This window comes from Noviherbaspirillum phoenicis (assembly GCF_047237965.1).
Classification (GTDB): Bacteria; Pseudomonadota; Gammaproteobacteria; order Burkholderiales; family Burkholderiaceae_D; genus Noviherbaspirillum_A.
Genome location: NZ_JBDFLX010000001.1, coordinates 4325741 through 4343890 on the forward strand (window position 1 = coordinate 4325741; position 18150 = coordinate 4343890).

Below are 18150 nucleotides of genomic sequence, written 5' to 3' on the forward strand. Positions count from 1 at the left end.
ACCATGGTATTGACGTTCGTCCATGCTCCCTTGAGAAACCTCAATGATGGCCGCATACATGTGCCGTCGAGGAAGGGAAAGCGCCAGCAGCGCATGAGGAACCCGCGGCGTCGGCCGGGCCTAGTTCACGCTTGCGCGTGCGCGCGCGCGGCGGTCCGTGGCGGACCTGCGGTCGAAGCCTGGTTGCAGCATCTGCAGTTCCGGGCTGAGTGGTATCGCCGCGGTGACGGTCACGCCCTGGTCAGGCGCGGCGGTGATGGTGAGCTTGCCGCCGAGCGAGCCAATGCGCTCGCGCATGCCGCGCAGGCCAAAGGCTTCGGGCTTGTCCTGCTTGCCGAGCTGGCCGATGCCATCGTCGGAGATGCGCATCAGCAGGCTTTCCTCGGTGGTGTAGAGCTGCACGTCGACATGGCTGGCATGCGCATGGCGGCTCACATTGGTCAGCGACTCCTGCAGCGTGCGAAACAGCGCGGTGGCGCAGGCATCCGGCAGCGCGATGTCCTTGCCGTCGGAGAGCAGGGTGCAGGCAATTCCAGTCTTGCGCTGGAATTCCCGGGTCTGCCACTCCACTGCCGCATGCAGGCCGAGGTCCAGCACGGCCGGACGCAGATCGTTGATGATGGCGCGCATGCTCTGCATCAGCGTGGTCATGCTGCGCAACATGCCATCAAGCTGGGCGGCTGCCTGCGGCACATGCGACATCTGGCCCTGAAGTATCGAGACATCGATCTTCAGCGCCAGCAGTTGCTGGCCCAGCTCGTCATGAATCTCACGTGCGATGCGCTTGCGCTCTTCCTCGCGCACCGATTCCTGGTGCTCGGCCAGTTCGCGCATCGATACCGCAGAGGCGCGCAACGCCGACTCGGTTGCCTTGTGCTGCGTGATGTTCTCGTGCACCACCAGGATATTGCGCCTGTCGCTGCCGCCCATGGTGCTTACCGTAGCGCGGCACCAGAAGAACTCGTTGGCGCCGCGGCAGATGTATTCCATGGAAAACATCGGCGTTTCCCCCGTGGCCACCGAGCGTATGCCGGCTGCGATGCGCGCCGCTTCGGCAACGCCCTGCGCGGCCGATGAAGCGCACACATCGAGGTAATTGCTGCCGGTGCAGTCCAGGCCGCTGAATTCAATGAGCGGCTGGTTGACCATCAGGATCTTGCCGTCGTGGTCGAGCAGGAACACATGCGACGGTTGTACGGCGCCAGTACGGCTTTCGGCGACGTGGTCCGGAAGGGGCGCCGCCGCGATGGCGGTCGCTTCGGCAGGCTTGTGGCCGAGCCCGGCCAGCGCAGCGCCGCCCGAATCGAGATAGATCGCAAAGGCGCCGGCCACCTTGCGTTTGGCGTCGCGCAGCGGCGCCGCGCTGACCATCAGCCGCCTGGTGGAGCCATCCTGGGCCACGATGTCGACCGGATCCATGTTGCGCCCGGCGCCGCGGCGCAGCGCCATGAAGAGCGCGCGGTTCTCGGGCCGCATTTCCAGGTCCGGCCGCCGCCACTCGCGCTGCTGGGTCAGGTCTTCGGTCCACAGGCGCTGGGCGGCCGCATTCACGAGCACCGGCTGGCCGTCCCGGTCGACCATGCAGAACGGGTAGGGCAGGGTTTGCAGCGCCTGGTGCAGCAGGCCGTCATGGTGGTCCGCCGCGCCAGCGCCGTTCCTGCGGCCGCGCCAGGACAGGACGAGCAATGCGCCCAGCAGGCCGGACAGCAACGCAAGGGCCACGATATCGGCATAAAACCGCGCCTGCAGGCCGGCATCATCGCGGCCGACCTCCGACTTCACTTCGGCTGCCAGGGAAGCGATGCGCGCTGCCTGTCCCTGAGGTGCGTCCTGCAAGCCGTCGCGTAATTGTGCGACACGGTCCTGCAGCGCGGGATAGCCTGCCAGATCGTCGTTCAGGGCAGCCAGCGCGGCGTTGGCCTGCTCACGATGCTGCAATTCCGTGGCCGGAACATGCAGGCTGATGTCGACCAGGTGGCCAAGTGCATTTTCCAATGCCGGCTTGGCTGCGGATATCATGGAGAGCGTTCGCGCGGTATCCCAGCCGACAAACCCCGCCATGACGATGAACGCCACCGCAACGCAGGTTCTGATGAGTCTTGAAGCGCCTCTGTCATCCATCTCCGGTCCCAAGGCAGTCGCCGGAGCGACTGATGGCTTGCGGCGAAAATCGTGTCGGCATGTTACGACACCTGATGCCTGATTGTCATGGCCGTCCTGGCCCTATGCCTTGGGCCTCTTCAATAAAAGCCGGTTTATATAGCCATCGATTTTGGCTGCCTGCAGACCGGCCGCCGGCGCATAGTCATACATGTAGACCGGAAGCAGGGAATACTGGATCTGCAGCAGCAGCCGTGGCTTGTCGCTCGGAAGCAAGCCCTTGTGCACGCCGTGGGTATCGACAGCGAAGAACGTGCCGGCGGGGCCGGTGACCCTGACCGTCTTCTGCGGGCCATAGCGCGCGGCGATTTCCTCGTCTGCATAGGGCGCCAGACGCACGGTGCAACGCTCGCGGTGGCTGCCGCTGACATACACATGAGGGCCGGCGCCTTCGTCGACATCGGTCAGGTAGGCAAACACCTTGATGAAGCGCCAGTCGTCGCAGTCGCGGTGAAAGCCCTGCAATCCGGTGCCGGTGCCTTCCCGCGGGTAAGACCAGCGCAGGCCGATGGCGGAAATCGTCGGCTTGCAGCCGATGTACTGCGCAGCGAGCCGGATCAGCGGCGCGCTGTTGGCCAGTTCGAGCAAGTGCGGGCAGCCAAGTACGTCGGCCAGGCTGTATTCCGCCATGCGCACCTCCGGCGGCGGCGCATCGGCCAAAAACAGCGGCGCCGGGCGGCCGTGCGGCGACAGCGGCCGGTTGCGCAGATAGGCATGGATGTCGTCGATCTGCGCACGGTCGAGCAGCCTGGGCAGCATCGCCAGGCCATCGGCGCGCAAGGCCTGCAGGCTGTCAGTGTCGTCCCTGCCAACCGCATTGTCGAAACGCGGCATGCCGTGCCTGATGCGCAGGTAGCCAGCCACTCCGGTAGCGACCGCTCGCCGAAGCCGCCGTGGCGTCACGGCGCGCTGTGCGTAATACATCAGGCTCTGCCATGGCCTGAAGGTGCGTCCCGGCATCAATTGCACGTAGTCCATAAATCTTCCTTTAAAGGAGAAACGTGGATGACATCGAAGTGCTGGAGAAAAGTTGTTCTTTCGAAAATCTTACTGTGTTTCCTGGTGTAAAAGTTAATACTGAATAACTTTTAACAAAAGCAACTTTCCATGAGGAAATGCAAGAGTTTAAGGGAATCGATACCTTCGCGCTGCCGTGGCAGGGACTCTCGTTTCCGCTGGCTATAATTTTTCCCATTTCATGCCGGCGATAAACGCTCCAGACAATGACATTTCTTCCCGTACGCTCAACAACCATCGTCCTGGCAATCGGAGCGCTCGGCGCACTGAGCGGCTGTAGTTCCTTCCTGCAGCAGGGCGCCGGCGCGGTGGCCGGCGTGGGAGGCGCCGCCGTCGCGGCCAGCGTCACTTCCGATGCCGCCGTGGCCACTGGCATAGGCGTGGGCGTGCAGTCGCTTGCGCAGGCCGGGGTGCAACGCGCCCAGAAGGCAGTGCATACCACCTTGCAGGACCAGATTGCGGCTGTCGCAGGCGGCCTGGCGGTAGGCGAGGTGGGCAATTGGGAAGTGGTGCATCCGGTCCCGATCGAGCCGGCCAGCCGCGGTGAGGTGACGGTTAGCCGCACCGTGGGCGCGCGTTCACTGGATTGCCGTGAAATCGTGTTTTCCGTGGAGAACGGACCGCGCGCGGAAAACAGCAAGGGCTTTTACGTGGCCATGATCTGCCGCGACGGCGCCCGCTGGAAATGGGCGTCGGCGGAGCCTGCCACCGAACGCTGGGGATCGCTGCAATGAGAACGCTGCGGCTGGCCGCCAGGGCCATCATGGCTACGGCGGCGCTGGGCTTGTCGGCCTGCTCCACGGTGGGCGGCCTCGCCGGCACGGTGGCCGGCGTCGCCACCGGTTCCTTCACCAGCAATCCGGCCATCGGCATAGCGGTGTCGGTCAGCGTCAAGGCGGCTACCGACGCCGGCATGAAGAATCTGCTGCGCTCCCTGCAGCAGGATGAGCAGGACGAGATCGCCGCGCTGGCCGGCACGATGCGGGAAGGCGAGGTGCGGCCATGGCAGGTGCGGCATAAAATTCCTTATGGAAATAACCAGGGCGACATGCAGGTCACCCGCTCCATCATTACACCCCTGGCCAGTTGCAAGGAAGTCATGTTCACCGTGAACGACGCCAAGGCAGCGCGCGACTCCGACGGCGCGGCGCGGCCCTGGTTTGCAGCCCATGTCTGCCTGCAGGAGAACGGCTGGAAATGGGCGAGTGCCGAACCGGCAGTGGAACGCTGGGGCGCCTTGCATTAAAGTGGCGCGCTTGCCGTATCGGAAATCAGGAATACGGCCACAATAAAAAAGGAAGAGACATGCCCCTGCAATCCTCCGCCAGCGGCGCCGCGACGCCGACTGTCCGTTCCCTGTGGGCAATGCTGGCTGCGCTATGCATGGCTTTCATGCTGAGCCAGGCCTATCGCACCGCCGCCGCGATGATGGCCAGCCGCCTGCAGGCCGAGTTTTCCCTGTCGCCCCAGCAACTTGGCAGCTATGCCGGCGCCTTTCATTTTGCGTTCGGCGCAATGCAGTTGTTCATGGGCCTGGGCATCGACCTGCACGGCGTGCGCAAGACCGTGCTGACCTCGTTCCCGGTGGCCATCGTCGGCGCGCTGCTATCGGCTTTCGCGCACAGCTACGCCATGCTGGTGCTGGGCCAGGTGCTGATCGGCGTCGGCTGCGCGGCCGCCTTCCTGGTCTGCACCGTCTTCATCACCCGTCATTTCCCGCAGGAGCGCTTCGCTTCCGTGTCGGGAATGGTGTTGGGCATAGGCGGAGGCGGCATGCTGCTGACCGCCACGCCGCTGGCCTGGGTCGTGCAGGAAGCGTCCTGGCGGGCCGGCTTCATGATGCTGGCCGGCCTGTCTGTGCTGGCCTGGCTGGTGATCTTCATCCGGGTCCGCGAGCCGGCGCAAGGCCAGGAACGGCGGCATGAATCCCTGGCGGCAGCGCTGCGCGGGCTGGGCGCCTTGCTGCTGCTGCCGCATACGCTGGGCATCATGGCCTTGGGCGCCGTCACCTATGCGGCCTTCATGGCGCTGCGCGGATTGTGGCTGGGGCCGCTGTTGATCGGGCGCTATGGCTACACCCTGGTGCAGAGCGGCAATGTGGCCCTGCTGGTATCGGTCGTGTCGCTGTTCGGCCCGCCGCTGTTCGGACGCTTCGGTCCGCAGGGCGCGGGACGGCGCCGCTGCATTATTGCCTTCACGCTGGCCCTGATCGCGCTGTTCGCGGTCATGGCGATGGCGCCGAACAGCGCGGTGGTGGTGGGCTGCTCGGTGCTGGTGGGCTTTCTGTCCGGCTTCGTCGTGCTGCAGTACGCCGATGTGCGCGCCTCCTATCCGGTGGCGCAGATCGGCCGCGCGATGGCGCTACTGAACATGGCCATGTTCCTCGGCGTGGCCCTGGTGCAATGGCTCAGCGGCGTGGTGGCGTCCGCCGCGCCGGCCTGGCATGCCGATCCGCACTCGGCCGCGCTGACGCTGATCGCCGCGATGCTGACGGCCGGCGTCCTGGCCTTCGCGCTGCTGCCGGCGCCGCGCGCCGGCCAGGATGTCATTCGATAAACAACTGTATTGTTTAGCCGACGTTCGACCAGCCGCTCGGAAAGTTCGCTTTACAGAAGTTGCCTCATGGATATAATCGGATGGGTCAGTCCTGCCAACCGAGGCCTCCATCATGCATTCCGTCCAGCCTGTCATCATCCGGCCCCGCGTCATCGTGGTGGACGTCAGCGCCCAGTGCGCCGACGCCGCCCTGCTCGACGCCGCCGGCGGCGCGATCTATGGCGCCTACCATTACGATGCGGCAGCGCCATTTACCGATGGCAATGGCACGCTGTGCTACCAGGTTTACCCATTGGCGATCACGCCGCTGCGGCAGACGCCCGGTTTTTCCGCGGAACGCGCGCTGGGCGACAAGAACCCCCGTACCGGCATGCCGCTGGCGCTTGCCTACCTCGATACCATCGCCGAGCGTTTCGGGCCGCCGCAGGAGTTCCCGGCAGTCACCGTTGCTGACCCAGCCGATTACCGGCAAGCCTATGCGGACATCCTCAACGATTGTCAGCGTGGCGCATTCAACTGCCTGCCGCTCTGGGCCATCCAGGCCAGGCAGCACAAGACCCTGCGCGTACGCCAGAAGCAGTCGGCAGCCGGGAAAATGGCGCCGGAAAGTTTCCTGGTCGACTACATCGCCGCCGACGGTTCGCGCGGCTGCTTCGGCATCGACATGCGCAACCACGTCGACAGGTCATTGCCCCGTCCGGCTTGCGCTTCGGGCTGGAGCACGCCGGCGGAAATCCTGCAGGCAGTGGAAAAGCAGTTCTCGCGCTGCGCCGACATCCGGCGCGAGGACTACCAGGCATTCGAAGTGCCGGTGCATGGACGACTGCTGCGGGAAAGTTTTTTCTGGGCCGAGGATATCGGCCAGGACGAGGTGCTGCACGTGCGCGGCAATGCGGCGGGCGCCTGCTTTACGGTGTTCTACCTGAACCATCAGGGACGTCCCTGCGAAGTCGAACTGAAGGTCGCGCTGCATGGCGCGGCCAGGCTGGCAGGCACGATCGACTGGCTCGACATCGTGGTGGCCATCGAACAGGAATGCGCGGGCTATCCGGGCTTCGACCTCAACCGCTATCGGGTGGCGGAAGTGTCCAATGGCGTGCGCAGTCAGCGTGAACTGTTCCTGCCGCACAGCCGGGCCGACATGCGCCAGGCTGCCTGAGAGGCTTTACCTTACTCGCCCAGCAGCAGCGCGCCGCGGCGCGGCGCGTCGGTCTCGGCCAGCGTGCGCACGATGGCGCGGGCGATGTTGTCAGCGCCCAGGCTGGAAGGTTCGATCGCGTTGGCATAATCCTCGGGCCGCCGGCAGATTTGGCGCAGTTCCAGCACCCGCAACTGCTTTTCCAGCGCCAGCCTGATAATCACATCATTGAAGCCGGACAGCGCAAACGCCACCCGCTGGCGATAGGCCGGATCGGGAAAGTTGCCGTTATAGATGGTGCAGACCACCAGCGGCAGGCGGCGCCGCAGGCAGGCTTCCAGCGCGCGCCGGTAGGATGCCTCGAATTCCCGCGCCGCCATTGCCAGCCTGTCCAGCGCGTCGGCGCTGGAACGCACCGGCGTATCCAGCAGGTCCTGCCGCATCAGCGCATCATTGCCGCCGACGCTCAGCACCAGGTGCGTCGCATCCGGCGCCAGCTGCGCCAGCTGCGATGGAATATCCCGGGTAGTGGCGCCATCCTGCGCCAGCAGTCGCGCCTTCCAGCCGGCGGGCAGGCGGGAACGCAGGCGGGCGATCACATCCGGCTGGCCGCCGACATAGGCGGCATTGTCGAAAATCGAATCACCCAGCAGATGGATATGTGCAGACGATGGCATGCTATTGACGATGGGAGCGGCCGCCAGTAGCGTGGACCCGGCCAGAAGACGCCGACGCAAGGGATTCATGAAGGGATGGTTGTCGTGCCATGCATGGTATTGACCGCGTTCCAACGCCGGCGTTCAGGTCATCAGGAAGCCCGCCCGCCACCAGGAGAACAGCTTGAGCACCACCGACGACGCCCTGCAGCAGCTGGCCCGTTTCATCGAACGCCATCCGGACGCGCTGGTGCTGACCGGCGCCGGCATCAGCACCGCCTCCGGCATTCCCGGCTACCGCGACGCCGACGGCGTGCGCCGTGGCCGGGACCCGATCCAGGGACCGGAATTTCGCACATCCGAAGCGGTGCGCCGGCGCTACTGGGCGCGCAGCTTTGCCGGCTGGCCCGTGATCGACCAGGCATTGCCCAACGCCGGCCATCGCGCGCTGGCCCGCCTGCAGGCTCATGGCCGGCTGGGCGCAATCATCACCCAGAACGTCGACGGCCTGCACCAGCGCGCCGGCAGCAGCAATGTGCTGGAACTGCATGGCAGCATCCGCACCGTGCGCTGCCTGCAATGCGACACCAGGCAGGCGAGGGCGGAGGTGCAGGCGCAGCTGCAGGCATGTAATCCGCAGATGGCCGAGGTGACCGCGGCGCCGGCGCCGGACGGCGACGCCCATCTCGACCCGGCGTGGCTGGACAGCTTCCGCATACCCGAGTGCCCGCGCTGCGGCGGCATGCTGCAGCCCGACGTGGTGTTCTTTGGCGACCTGGTTCCCGCCAGTCGCACCGCCGTCGCCAGCGAACTGGTCAGCCGCGCCAGCGCGCTGCTGGTGCTGGGCTCCTCAGTGATGGTGCATTCCGGCTATCGGCTCTGCACCCGCGCGGCGGAAGCCGGCAAGCCGCTGGCGGCACTGACCGCCGGCAAGACCCGGGCCGACCCGCTCTATGCATTGAAAGTCACGCTGCCGCTGCAGGAAAGCCTACCATTGCTGGCCGATATGCTGGGCACGCCTTGCCAGCCGGAATGTGTCTGAAAAAGGGCTTGAGTTCAGCGAAAACGACACGATCTTTTCTTGATAGGATGTCGGCCGGTTAATGCGATAAACATAAGCTATGGCATTGATTGGAACTATCGATTTCACGTTTCGATAAATCTACCCTATCATCCTTCCTACCAATTCTTCAACCAAAGGGAAATTCCATGTCACTGATCAATACTACCGTCAAGCCCTTCAACGCCACCGCTTACCACAACGGCAAATTCGTCCCGGTATCCGATGCCGACCTGAAAGGCAAATGGTCCGTAGTCGTGTTCTACCCGGCAGACTTCACCTTTGTGTGCCCGACCGAACTGGGCGACCTGGCTGACAACTACGACACCTTCAAGTCCCTGGGCGTGGAAGTCTACGGCGTGTCGACCGACACCCACTTCACCCACAAGGCATGGCATGACACCTCGGAAACCATCGCCAAGATCACGTACCCGCTGATCGGCGACCCGACCGGCGCGATCACCCGCAATTTCGACGTGATGATCGAGGAAGAAGGCCTGGCGCTGCGCGGCACCTTCGTGATCAACCCGGAAGGCCAGATCAAGCTGTGCGAAATCCATGACAACGGCATCGGCCGTGACGCCAAGGAACTGCTGCGCAAGGTGCAGGCTGCGCAGTACGTGGCATCGCATCCGGGCGAAGTCTGCCCAGCCAAGTGGACCCCGGGCGCCGAGACCCTGGCACCGTCGCTGGACCTGGTCGGCAAGATCTAAGTTCCGACCCTCCTGTCCCGCGCAGCAGCGGCGGGACGCAACGCCGGGCCAAAACAGCGGCCCGGCAGCAGTGCCACCCCCCGATCAGCCTGTTTTCCCTGCAGCTAGGGAGCCTGCGCGACAGAAGTCGGCGAAGCGAAACGTGCGAAAAACGAGGGCGATTTGGTAGCAGCGACAAGCCCAGGGTGGTCCCCTGGGCACAGGCGATGATGCCGAATCGCACCGTTTTCTCGCACGTTGCAGCCGCCGACCTTCTGCCGCGCAGGCTCCCAGACTGATCGGGCGGTAGTACTGCACTCCACCATACCGTAGCAACCCTTTTTGAGAAGTGAGCCATCATGCTGGATGCCAACCTGAAAAACCAACTCAAGGCCTATCTCGAGAAAGTCACGCAGCCGATCGAGATCGTGGCTTTTCTGGACACGACCGACAAATCGCAGGAAATGCTGGCGCTGCTGAAAGACATCGCGGCGCTGTCGAACAGGATCACGCTGACCGAGCGTCCGGCCGACGGCGAGCGCGCGCCTTCCTTCTCGCTCAACCGCACCGGCAGCGACATGGGCATCCGCTTCGCCGGCATCCCGATGGGCCACGAGTTCACCTCGCTGGTGCTGGCGCTGCTGCAGGTCGGCGGCCATCCGCCCAAGGCCGACGCCGCCGTGGTCGAGCAGGTGAAGAACCTGGAAGGCGACTTCCTGTTCGAGACCTATATCTCGCTGTCCTGCCAGAACTGCCCGGAAGTGGTCCAGGCGCTGAACCTGATGGCGGTGCTGAACCCGAACGTGCGCCACGTGATGATCGACGGCGCGCTGTACCAGGATGAAGTCACTGCGCGCCAGATCATGGCCGTGCCGACCGTCTACCTGAACGGCGAGATCTTCGGCCAGGGCCGCATGGGCCTGGAAGAGATCCTGGCCAAGGTCGACACGGGCGCCGCCGAGCGCGACGCGAAAAAACTGGCGCAGAAGGATGTGTTCGACATGCTGATCGTCGGCGGCGGCCCGGCCGGCGCATCCGCGGCAATCTATTCGGCGCGCAAGGGCATCCGCACCGGCGTGGTGGCGGAGCGTTTCGGCGGCCAGGTGCTGGACACCATGGGCATCGAGAACTTCATCTCGGTCAAGGAAACCGAAGGGCCGAAGCTGGTCTCGGCGCTGGAACAGCATGTCAAGGCCTATGACGTCGACGTGATGAACCTGCAGCGCGCCGCGGAACTGGTGCCGGGCGAAGTGATCGAGGTGAAGCTCGAAAGCGGCGCCAGCCTGAAGGCCAGGACCGTCATCCTTGCCACCGGCGCGCGCTGGAGGCAGATGAACGTGCCGGGCGAGCAGGAATACAAGAACAAGGGCGTGGCCTACTGCCCGCACTGCGACGGCCCGCTGTTCAAGGGCAAGCGCGTGGCGGTGATCGGCGGCGGCAACTCCGGCGTGGAAGCAGCGATCGACCTGGCCGGCATCGTCGCCCATGTCACGCTGCTGGAATTCGACGTGAAGCTGCGCGCCGACGCGGTGCTGCAGCGCAAGCTGATGAGCCTGCCCAACGTGACCGTGATCACCCAGGCGCTGACCAGCGAAGTGCATGGCGACGGCAACAAGGTCACCGGCCTGCAGTACACCGACCGCCAGACCGGCGCATCGCACCGCGTCGACCTGGAAGGCATCTTCGTGCAGATCGGCCTGTTGCCCAACACCGACTGGCTCAAGGGCACGGTGGCGCTGTCCAAGCATGGCGAGATCGAGATCGACTCCCATGGCCGCACCTCGGTGCCGGGCGTGTTCGCCGCCGGCGACGCCACCACGGTGCCGTTCAAGCAGATCGTGATTGCGATGGGCGAGGGCTCCAAGGCGGCGCTGTCGGCCTTCGATCACCTGATCCGCACCTCGGCGCCTGCCGAAGGCGCGGAGGCCAAGGCGGAAGACAAGACTGCCGTGCCTGCCTGAACGACGTCATGCTGTTAGAAAACGCCGGCGCGAGCCGGCGTTTTTTTTCGTGGCAGGGTGTGATTGCTTCTTTCTCAACCTTGAGCGGTTTGCGACAAAAATTGCATAAAGGAATGTTTTTTTTGGTGCAATTGTAGTTCTCGCAGGATATGATTGCCATACATCATCAGGAGCTTTCATGTCCATTATCACCGACTCGGCGTCCTTTTCCACCCTTGCATTGGGCCTCAAGGCCGGAAGCCTGGATGGCGCACTGGAACAGGAAAACCAGCAGCTCGCCCTGACGCTGCATGAGCTTTTCATGCGTACCGAAGCGCTCCGCAAATTCGAGAATGCCGACATCGCGGAGCGCGAGGCACATCAGTACCGGACCGCCCTGTATTTCGCCGCCATCGCGCGATCGAAAGCCTGCGATGTATTGCGGGAGCGCGGCTACTCCGTGTAAAGCGCATGCAGTCCACGGTGCGATGCCCTGCGGAGATATTCCCTCTGCAGCCACCACGCCGTTTTCTGGCGACATTGCGCGTCCATCCATAAAAAAGCCCGCCGAAAGGCGGGCAAGGGATATCTGCCAGGATATCCAAGGGGAGGAGATTGCAATTCATGCATTCACGCAGACCGCCACCGCTCTGCCAGGAACGGCGCAGGTCTGCCTGAACCGTCAGTGTCGCCGGTTGCTGTGTCGCCAGTATGTGAGCCTAGTATCAAAACTGACACAATCGCCACACTGGCGCCTGGTGGCCGCACCGGTTTCTAGAAGCCTGCGCGGCAGAAGATCGGCGGCTGCAACGCGCGAGAAAACGGTCCAGTCCGGTATCACCGCCTGCGCCCAGGGGACCACCCTGGGCGCAGGCGGTGCTACCAAACTGTCCTCGTTTTTCGCGCGTTTCGCATCAAAGCCTTCTGCCGCGCAGGCTCCTAGGCGCGCCGCAGCACCAGCCGCGCGATCAGCCCGCCGGTGGCGGCATTTTCCAGGCTCAGCGTGCCGCCACACTGGGATGCCGCCTCGCGGGCGATGGCCAGTCCGAGTCCGACGCCGCCAGTGGCGCGGTTGCGCGAATCTTCCAGCCGCACGAACGGTTCGAACACGGTTTCCATCTTGTCTTCCGGTATGCCTGGCCCCTGGTCGCGCACCTCGATCTGCAGACCCTGGGCGTTGTCGCTGACCGCGATGCGTGCGCACTGGCCGTAACGCAGCGCGTTCTGCAGCAGATTGGACAGGCAGCGCCGCAGCGCCAGCGGACGCGTCAGCAGCGGCCGGGCGGCGCCGCTGAGGCTGACGTCATGGCCGGCATCGGTCTCGTCCTCGGCCATCGATTCCAGCAGCGCCGTCACGTCCATCATCTGCCATGCTTCGTTGGAAGCCTCGTCGCGCAGGTAGCTCAGCGTGGCGTTGAGCATGGCCGCCATTTCGGCCATGTCTTCCTTGAGCTTGTCGCGCAGCGCATCGTCCTGCATGCGCTCCACCCGCAGCTTCATGCGGGTCAGGGGCGTGCGCAGGTCATGCGATACCGCCGCCAGAAAGCGGCCGCGCTCTTCCACGTTCAGGCGGATGCGCTGCTGCATGCGGTTGAACACCCGCGCCGCCTGCCGCGCTTCCGCGGTGCCGGTTTCGGTGATCGGCGGCCGGTTCAGGTCCACGCCCAGTTCGGCGGCCGCCTGGCCCAGCTTCTGTATCGGCCGCGCCAGCATCCGCGCGCCCAGCCATGCCGCCAGGCTCAGCGCAACCAGCTGGCTGACCAGGCCGATCCAGAAAGCCGGCGGCGGTGTGCGCACGCTGTGGCCGGCGATCTCGATGGTCGGCCGGCGATACGGCGTCGGCGGGCGTTGCGGCCGCTGCGGGCTGTCTGCCGCGCTGATATCGGCTGGCGGCCCAGGCGGCCGGTGACGGTCGCCATAGACCCCCAGCAGCAGCACGAAGGTCATCAGATGGCTGATCATGATGGCGGCCAGCACCAGCAGGAACAGCCGGGAAAAGATGGTGTCCGGCAGCAGGCGCTTCATCGCGTGATGCGGGCGTCGAACAGATAGCCCTCGCCACGGATGGTTTTTAGAAGCCTGGGGTCGCGCGGGTCGTCGTCGAGTTTCTGGCGCAGCCGCGACACCAGCAGGTCGATGCTGCGGTCGTAGGCATTGCTGGCCTGCCCGCGCGCCGCATCCATCAGCTGGTCGCGGTTGAGCACCCGGCGCGGCCGTTCGATGAAGGTCCAGAGCAGCCTGAATTCCGCATTCGACAGCGGCACCACCATCTTGCGCGGCGTCGTCAGTTCGCGGGTATTCACGTCCAGCGTCCAGCCTTCGAAGCTGATGCGCTCGCTCTCGCCGCCGGCAGGCGCGGCCCGGTCGCCGCGGGCGCGCCTCAGCACGGTGTGGATGCGCGCCACCAGCTCGCGCGGATCGAACGGCTTGACTACATAGTCGTCCGCGCCGAGCTCCAGCCCCACCACCCGGTCGGCCGGTTCGCCACGGGCAGTCAGCATGATGACCGGGATATTGCCGGTGGCGCGCAGGTGGCGGCACAGCGTCAGGCCATCCTCGCCGGGCAGCATCAGGTCGAGGATGATGACGTCCGGCGCCTGCTCGGCAAGGGCGCGCCGCATCGCGGCGCCGTCGTGCACGCCGCGCGCCTCGATGCCGAAGTCGGCGAGATAGGTGCACAGCAGGGTGCAGATTTCCTTGTCGTCATCGACGATCAGGGCGCGGGTAGGGTGGTGCATGGCAGGCATCCGGAACAGGAAAAGGCATGCATGATCGCATGCAACTTCAGTCTGCGCCGCAGCCTTGTCGGCCGTATGTCGGCATTGCATCAAGCCTGTTACAAAAGGCGGAATCCCCTGAAGTATTACTTTCCGCGCACGAAGTCGGGCGAGGTGCCGGGCGTCTGGCTGCCTGGGTCTGCCGCTTCGTCGGGATTGATGCCTGGCGGTAATCCGGTGTCGATCACATGCTTCACGTCGTCGCGCTGTTCCGGAACGACATCGTCACGATCTGCCGCCGGGCGCGGTTGATTGCTGGGCTGGTTTTGCATGGCGCCTCCAAAACCAGTTCGATAGCCATGGCTGGCTATCGTTCCGTGCCTGCTAACGCGGCGTGACGGAGTTTCCGTGCTGGCGCAACATCTGCCTGACTTTCGCGACGACCAGCGATATCAGCAGCACCGCCACGCCGACCACGAAAAACACGCTGGCAAGCGCTGCCACCAGCGCCAGGATGATGCAGCCGGCTGCGACCAGGCCGGCAATCTTCCAGCGCCACCAGGGACCGAGCATGGCGCGCATCATGGCCGCGCGCGTGGCCTTGGGCGACGCCTGGGGGCCGGTGCCTTCCACGACTTCCCATTCGGTCTGTTCAAATTTTTGTTCGGACATCATCTTTCTCCTGAAACAGCGAATTGCAGTAATTCGCGATATGCCTGGTTATTGTCCGCTTATTGGAAAATTGTGCGGAAAACTATCAGGCAAGCACTATGATAAGCTGTAGAGTGCAACGTAAAAACCGAAATAAATCGCATTGTTCCTTCGTAAAAACAAGAAGTAAATTTTTTTCCTCCTGCTCGGTAACAACTCTCCATGGATAATCTCAGCCATTCGGTCGCCAGCCTGCTTGCCGGTGAAATCATGCATCGCAGCCTGGCGCCGGAGCCGGATGGAAACAGCCACGGCCTGCGCCGTCGGCTGATGCTTGTCACCTGCGCGCTGGCAGGCAACTTTCCCGATCTCGACCTGGTGCTGACGCCATTGCTGCCGGCGCCGCTAGGCTATCTGCTGCATCACCGCGGCCATACCCACACCCTGCTGTACGCCTTGCCCCAGATGCTGCTGCTGGCCGCGCTGATATGGGCGCTGTGGCCGAATGCCCGACGCCTGCTGCGTTCGAGTGCCACCGCGCGCATCGGTTTCCTGCTGGCGCTGGTAGCTGGCTTTGCGCTGCACCTGCTGATGGACTATCTCAACTCCTACGGACTGCATCCGTTTCATCCGGTCGACTCCCGCTGGGTGTACGGCGACATGGTGTTCATCCTGGAGCCAGTGTTCTGGCTTGCCTTCGGCGTGCCCATGATCATGAGCGCGCGCCGCACCGCCCTGCGCTGGCTGCTGTTGCCGGCGGCGCTGGCGCTGGCCTATCTCGGCTGGCGCGGCTTTCTGGCATGGCAGTCGCTGGCCGTGCTGCTGGCGATGATGGCGGCGCTGGCGCTGGCGGGCGCCAGAAACCATGACGGCCGGCCGCGTCTGGCGCCATTGCTGGCCGGCGCGGCGCTCGGACTGGGCTTCGTCGCGCTGCAGGCGGCCATGTCGGCGCAGGCGCGCCAGGTGGTGGCGGGCCATCTGCAGGCCGCCGACCCCAAGGCAGTGCTGCTGGACGCGGCGATGTCGCCCTATCCGTCCAATCCGGTCTGCTGGAATTTCGTTGCCGTCGAACGCGCGGCAGGGCAGCGTGATTTCCGGCTCAGCCGCGGCATCGTCAGCCTGGCGCCGGCATCGTTGCCGGTGCCGGCCTGTCCGCCGGCTTTCGTGGAAGGCGCACTGCCGGCCGGCGCCACCGCCGCCATCGCCTTGCAGGCCCGGCAGGAAACGCCGCTGGCGCGCCTGCGCGAACTGGCGCGTAAGGACTGCTACTTTCATGACTGGCTGCGCTTTGCGCGCATGCCCTGGCTAGCCACCGACAGCGCGTCCGATGCCCGCTTTGCCAGCAGCCCGCGCGGCAACTTTTCCACGCTGATGCTGGTCGAGCCCGGCGAGCGCGGCTGCGAGCGCGGCGTGCCGCAATGGGGACTGCCGCGCGCCGACCTGCTCGAGGAACCGGCGGCGGACGACGCCCGCCCGTCGCCGCAGAACTGAGGGAACCGAGGGAACCGAGGGCCGGTTCTTACCCGACCTTCACCCCGGCCTCGCCGGCCTGCATCTCGCCGATCACGGCCGCATGCGCAAAGCCTTCGCGGGCAAACAGCGCAAGCACCTCGTCCACCGTATCCGGCGCGCAGGCCACCAGCAGTCCGCCCGAGGTCTGCGGGTCGGTCAGCAGCATCTGCTGGGCCGGGGTAATGCGTTCGGCCAGTGCTACCTGGTGGCCGTAGCCGGCCCAGTTGCGTCCCGAAGCGCCGGTCACGAAGCCATTGGATGCCAGTTCGTGCACGCTGGGCAGCAGCGGGATGCGATCCATGTCCAGCCGCGCTTCCAGTCCGGCGCCGCGGGCCAGTTCCAGCAGGTGGCCCAGCAGGCCGAAGCCGGTGACGTCGGTCAGCGCATGCACGCCCGGCAGTTCGGACAGGGCCTTGCCCGGCTTGTTGAGCTTGGTGGTGTTCTCGATCATGGCCGCGTAGCCGGCGGCATCCAGCGCGCCTTTCTTCAGCGCCGCCGACAGCACGCCCACGCCGAGCGGCTTGCCGAGAATGAGCTTGTCGCCGGCGCGGGCATCGGCATTGCGCTTGATCTTCGACGGATGCACCAGTCCCATCACCACCAGGCCATAGATCGGCTCGACCGAATCGATGGTGTGGCCGCCGGCGATCGGGATGCCGGCCTCGGCGCAGATCGATTCGCCGCCCTGGATGATCTTGCCTATCGTCTCCAGCGGCAGCTTGTCGATCGGCATGCCAACCAGCGCCAGCGCCATGATGGGCGTGCCGCCCATGGCGTAGACGTCGGAAATCGCATTGGTGGCGGCGATGCGGCCAAAGTCGTAGGGGTCGTCGACGATGGGCATGAAGAAGTCGGTGGTGGCGATCAGCGCCTGCTCGTCATTGAGCTTGTAGACCGCCGCGTCGTCCGCGGTCTCGATGCCGACCAGCAGTTGCGGCGGCACCGGGAAGCCGCTGGAATTTTTCAGGATTTCCGACAGCACGCCGGGCGCGATCTTGCAGCCGCAGCCGCCGCCGTGCGAGAAGGAAGTGAGTTTGATGGGGAGGTTGTCCGGTGCGTTCATGATGAGGTCCTGTGTGAAGTCAGCGCATTATCCACCAGCCGCAGCACGGCTGCTTGCTCGCGTTCGGGCGCGAACAGCGGCGCGCGGCGGGCGCATTCAACCGTGAGCCCTTGCGCGAAAGCGGGGTCGGTGGCAAAGCGGTCAATCAGTCCTGCCAGCGCGGCGGCGTCGCCGACCGGGAAATAGCCGCCATAGCCGGCGCCCAGCATGCCACGGTTGCCGGAAATGTCGGAGGCAAGCACCGGTATGCCGCTGGTCACCGCCTCGATGATCACATTGGCGCCGCCTTCCATCAGCGACGGCACCACCAGCAACTGGCTGCGCCGCAGCAGTTCGCGGGTGTCGGCATGGGGCAGGTTGCCGAGCCAGCGATAGGCCGGGCAACGCGCCTCGGTCAGCCGCGCCTGCTGCGCCAGCGCCTCTTCCAGCGCACCGCCGACCTGGGTGAAATGCAGCCGCGGCGCGGACGCCAGTTCAGCCGCGCGCATGAAGGTTACCGGATCCTTTTCAGCGCGCAAATGGCCTATCATCGCCACATTGATGCCGCCATCGTCGGACGGCAGCGGCGGCAGGGCGGGGGCGGACTGGTAAATGACGGCGCTGCGGGCGCGCAGCCCGGCCGGCAACTCGGCCAGGCCGGCTTCCTGCAGCAGCACCAGGTGCTGCGCCAGTTGCAGCGAACGGCGGGCATCGTCATCATGCCGGATGTCGCGGTAGAGGTCAGTGCCGGTCAGCACCAGGATGCAGGGCCGGCCGGCGGCGGCGCAGGCGGCCACCGAATCGGCGCAGCGCCGCGCATGCAGGGCAATCAGCAGATCGGGCGGATTGCTTGCGCGGTCCCAGCCCCTTGCGATTTCGACATGGTATTGTGGCTTGAGGAAGTGCGCCCAGCGCTGCGCAGTCTGCCAGTTGCCATTATTGGAAGCGGCCGAAGCCGGACTGGCAATCAGAATGCGCAGCTTGTTCAACATCGTTATGCCTGTGGAGC

Annotated in this window: 18 protein-coding genes; 9 read left to right on the forward strand and 9 right to left on the reverse strand. The window is 65.0% G+C overall.

From position 1 onward, the window contains the following. Window positions 1-120 precede the first annotated feature (120 nt). Window positions 121-1995, reverse strand: a complete 1875-nt coding sequence (locus ABC383_RS19315) for a PAS domain-containing sensor histidine kinase (RefSeq protein ID WP_413016094.1) — start codon at window positions 1993-1995, stop codon at window positions 121-123. Between the two features lie 228 nt (window positions 1996-2223). Next, a complete protein-coding gene (locus ABC383_RS19320) occupies window positions 2224-3138 on the reverse strand; it encodes a phytanoyl-CoA dioxygenase family protein (RefSeq protein ID WP_413016096.1) in 915 nt (304 codons plus the stop codon). Window positions 3139-3383: 245 nt separating this feature from the next. Here ABC383_RS19320 and ABC383_RS19325 point away from each other — a divergent pair, with 245 nt between their 5' ends. The 4 genes from ABC383_RS19325 to ABC383_RS19340 all read left to right on the forward strand — a co-directional run bounded on the left by ABC383_RS19325 (window position 3384) and on the right by ABC383_RS19340 (window position 6892). Next, a complete protein-coding gene (locus tag ABC383_RS19325; RefSeq protein WP_413016098.1) occupies window positions 3384-3911 on the forward strand; it encodes a hypothetical protein in 528 nt (175 codons plus the stop codon). After that, window positions 3908-4423, forward strand: coding sequence for a hypothetical protein (locus ABC383_RS19330; protein WP_413016100.1), 516 nt, complete (start codon window positions 3908-3910; stop codon window positions 4421-4423). The genes ABC383_RS19325 and ABC383_RS19330 overlap by 4 nt, the downstream gene beginning before the upstream one ends. A 59-nt stretch (window positions 4424-4482) precedes the next feature. Beyond that, complete coding sequence (locus ABC383_RS19335; RefSeq protein WP_413016101.1) at window positions 4483-5733, forward strand: MFS transporter; 1251 nt, start codon at window positions 4483-4485, stop codon at window positions 5731-5733. 112 nt (window positions 5734-5845) lie between these two features. Continuing rightward, window positions 5846-6892, forward strand: a complete 1047-nt coding sequence (locus ABC383_RS19340; protein ID WP_413016103.1) for a hypothetical protein — start codon at window positions 5846-5848, stop codon at window positions 6890-6892. An 11-nt stretch (window positions 6893-6903) separates the two neighbouring features. Here ABC383_RS19340 and ABC383_RS19345 read toward each other — a convergent pair whose 3' ends face one another. Then, on the reverse strand, window positions 6904-7617 hold the full coding sequence (locus ABC383_RS19345) for an SGNH/GDSL hydrolase family protein (RefSeq protein WP_413016105.1): 714 nt from the start codon (window positions 7615-7617) through the stop codon (window positions 6904-6906). A 94-nt stretch (window positions 7618-7711) separates the two neighbouring features. Between ABC383_RS19345 and ABC383_RS19350 the strand changes: the two genes are divergently transcribed. The 4 genes from ABC383_RS19350 to ABC383_RS19365 all read left to right on the forward strand — a co-directional run bounded on the left by ABC383_RS19350 (window position 7712) and on the right by ABC383_RS19365 (window position 11685). Continuing rightward, window positions 7712-8569, forward strand: coding sequence for an NAD-dependent protein deacetylase (locus ABC383_RS19350; RefSeq protein ID WP_413016107.1), 858 nt, complete (start codon window positions 7712-7714; stop codon window positions 8567-8569). Between the two features lie 167 nt (window positions 8570-8736). After that, a complete protein-coding gene (gene ahpC / locus ABC383_RS19355; protein WP_194713454.1) occupies window positions 8737-9300 on the forward strand; it encodes an alkyl hydroperoxide reductase subunit C in 564 nt (187 codons plus the stop codon). Between the two features lie 338 nt (window positions 9301-9638). After that, complete coding sequence (gene ahpF / locus ABC383_RS19360) at window positions 9639-11240, forward strand: alkyl hydroperoxide reductase subunit F (RefSeq protein WP_413016109.1); 1602 nt, start codon at window positions 9639-9641, stop codon at window positions 11238-11240. A gap of 178 nt (window positions 11241-11418) precedes the next feature. Beyond that, window positions 11419-11685, forward strand: coding sequence for a hypothetical protein (locus ABC383_RS19365; protein ID WP_413016110.1), 267 nt, complete (start codon window positions 11419-11421; stop codon window positions 11683-11685). Between the two features lie 473 nt (window positions 11686-12158). Here ABC383_RS19365 and ABC383_RS19370 read toward each other — a convergent pair whose 3' ends face one another. The 4 genes from ABC383_RS19370 to ABC383_RS19385 all read right to left on the reverse strand — a co-directional run bounded on the left by ABC383_RS19370 (window position 12159) and on the right by ABC383_RS19385 (window position 14608). Beyond that, the gene (locus tag ABC383_RS19370) at window positions 12159-13244 is read right to left on the reverse strand and encodes an ATP-binding protein (protein WP_413016112.1); all 1086 of its coding nucleotides are present in this window, start codon (window positions 13242-13244) and stop codon (window positions 12159-12161) included. Continuing rightward, window positions 13241-13957, reverse strand: a complete 717-nt coding sequence (locus ABC383_RS19375) for a response regulator (RefSeq protein WP_413016114.1) — start codon at window positions 13955-13957, stop codon at window positions 13241-13243. The genes ABC383_RS19370 and ABC383_RS19375 overlap by 4 nt, the downstream gene beginning before the upstream one ends. A 125-nt stretch (window positions 13958-14082) precedes the next feature. Next, complete coding sequence (locus tag ABC383_RS19380; protein WP_413016116.1) at window positions 14083-14268, reverse strand: hypothetical protein; 186 nt, start codon at window positions 14266-14268, stop codon at window positions 14083-14085. A 52-nt stretch (window positions 14269-14320) separates the two neighbouring features. Continuing rightward, window positions 14321-14608, reverse strand: a complete 288-nt coding sequence (locus tag ABC383_RS19385; RefSeq protein WP_413016117.1) for a hypothetical protein — start codon at window positions 14606-14608, stop codon at window positions 14321-14323. Window positions 14609-14809: 201 nt separating this feature from the next. Here ABC383_RS19385 and ABC383_RS19390 point away from each other — a divergent pair, with 201 nt between their 5' ends. Next, complete coding sequence (locus tag ABC383_RS19390) at window positions 14810-16078, forward strand: metal-dependent hydrolase (RefSeq protein WP_413016119.1); 1269 nt, start codon at window positions 14810-14812, stop codon at window positions 16076-16078. 28 nt (window positions 16079-16106) lie between these two features. On the opposite strand, the gene selD is transcribed toward ABC383_RS19390, so the two are convergent. Together selD and senB are read right to left on the reverse strand one after the other, a co-directional pair. Continuing rightward, the gene (gene selD, locus ABC383_RS19395; RefSeq protein ID WP_413016120.1) at window positions 16107-17162 is read right to left on the reverse strand and encodes a selenide, water dikinase SelD; all 1056 of its coding nucleotides are present in this window, start codon (window positions 17160-17162) and stop codon (window positions 16107-16109) included. Next, window positions 17159-18133: a selenoneine biosynthesis selenosugar synthase SenB gene (senB, locus tag ABC383_RS19400; RefSeq protein ID WP_413016122.1), complete on the reverse strand. Its 975-nt coding sequence runs from the start codon at window positions 18131-18133 to the stop codon at window positions 17159-17161. The genes selD and senB overlap by 4 nt, the downstream gene beginning before the upstream one ends. Window positions 18134-18150: the final 17 nt, after the last annotated feature.

Coding starts and splice junctions, on each gene's coding strand:
- ABC383_RS19320 (WP_413016096.1), bottom strand. CDS start 3,138: ATGGACTACGTGCAATTGATGCCGGGACGCACCTTCAGGCCATGGCAG.
- ABC383_RS19325 (WP_413016098.1), top strand. CDS start 3,384: ATGACATTTCTTCCCGTACGCTCAACAACCATCGTCCTGGCAATCGGA.
- ABC383_RS19330 (WP_413016100.1), top strand. CDS start 3,908: ATGAGAACGCTGCGGCTGGCCGCCAGGGCCATCATGGCTACGGCGGCG.
- ABC383_RS19335 (WP_413016101.1), top strand. CDS start 4,483: ATGCCCCTGCAATCCTCCGCCAGCGGCGCCGCGACGCCGACTGTCCGT.
- ABC383_RS19340 (WP_413016103.1), top strand. CDS start 5,846: ATGCATTCCGTCCAGCCTGTCATCATCCGGCCCCGCGTCATCGTGGTG.
- ABC383_RS19345 (WP_413016105.1), bottom strand. CDS start 7,617: ATGAATCCCTTGCGTCGGCGTCTTCTGGCCGGGTCCACGCTACTGGCG.
- ahpC (WP_194713454.1), top strand. CDS start 8,737: ATGTCACTGATCAATACTACCGTCAAGCCCTTCAACGCCACCGCTTAC.
- ahpF (WP_413016109.1), top strand. CDS start 9,639: ATGCTGGATGCCAACCTGAAAAACCAACTCAAGGCCTATCTCGAGAAA.
- ABC383_RS19365 (WP_413016110.1), top strand. CDS start 11,419: ATGTCCATTATCACCGACTCGGCGTCCTTTTCCACCCTTGCATTGGGC.
- ABC383_RS19370 (WP_413016112.1), bottom strand. CDS start 13,244: ATGAAGCGCCTGCTGCCGGACACCATCTTTTCCCGGCTGTTCCTGCTG.
- ABC383_RS19375 (WP_413016114.1), bottom strand. CDS start 13,957: ATGCACCACCCTACCCGCGCCCTGATCGTCGATGACGACAAGGAAATC.
- ABC383_RS19380 (WP_413016116.1), bottom strand. CDS start 14,268: ATGCAAAACCAGCCCAGCAATCAACCGCGCCCGGCGGCAGATCGTGAC.
- ABC383_RS19385 (WP_413016117.1), bottom strand. CDS start 14,608: ATGTCCGAACAAAAATTTGAACAGACCGAATGGGAAGTCGTGGAAGGC.
- ABC383_RS19390 (WP_413016119.1), top strand. CDS start 14,810: ATGGATAATCTCAGCCATTCGGTCGCCAGCCTGCTTGCCGGTGAAATC.
- selD (WP_413016120.1), bottom strand. CDS start 17,162: ATGAACGCACCGGACAACCTCCCCATCAAACTCACTTCCTTCTCGCAC.
- senB (WP_413016122.1), bottom strand. CDS start 18,133: ATGTTGAACAAGCTGCGCATTCTGATTGCCAGTCCGGCTTCGGCCGCT.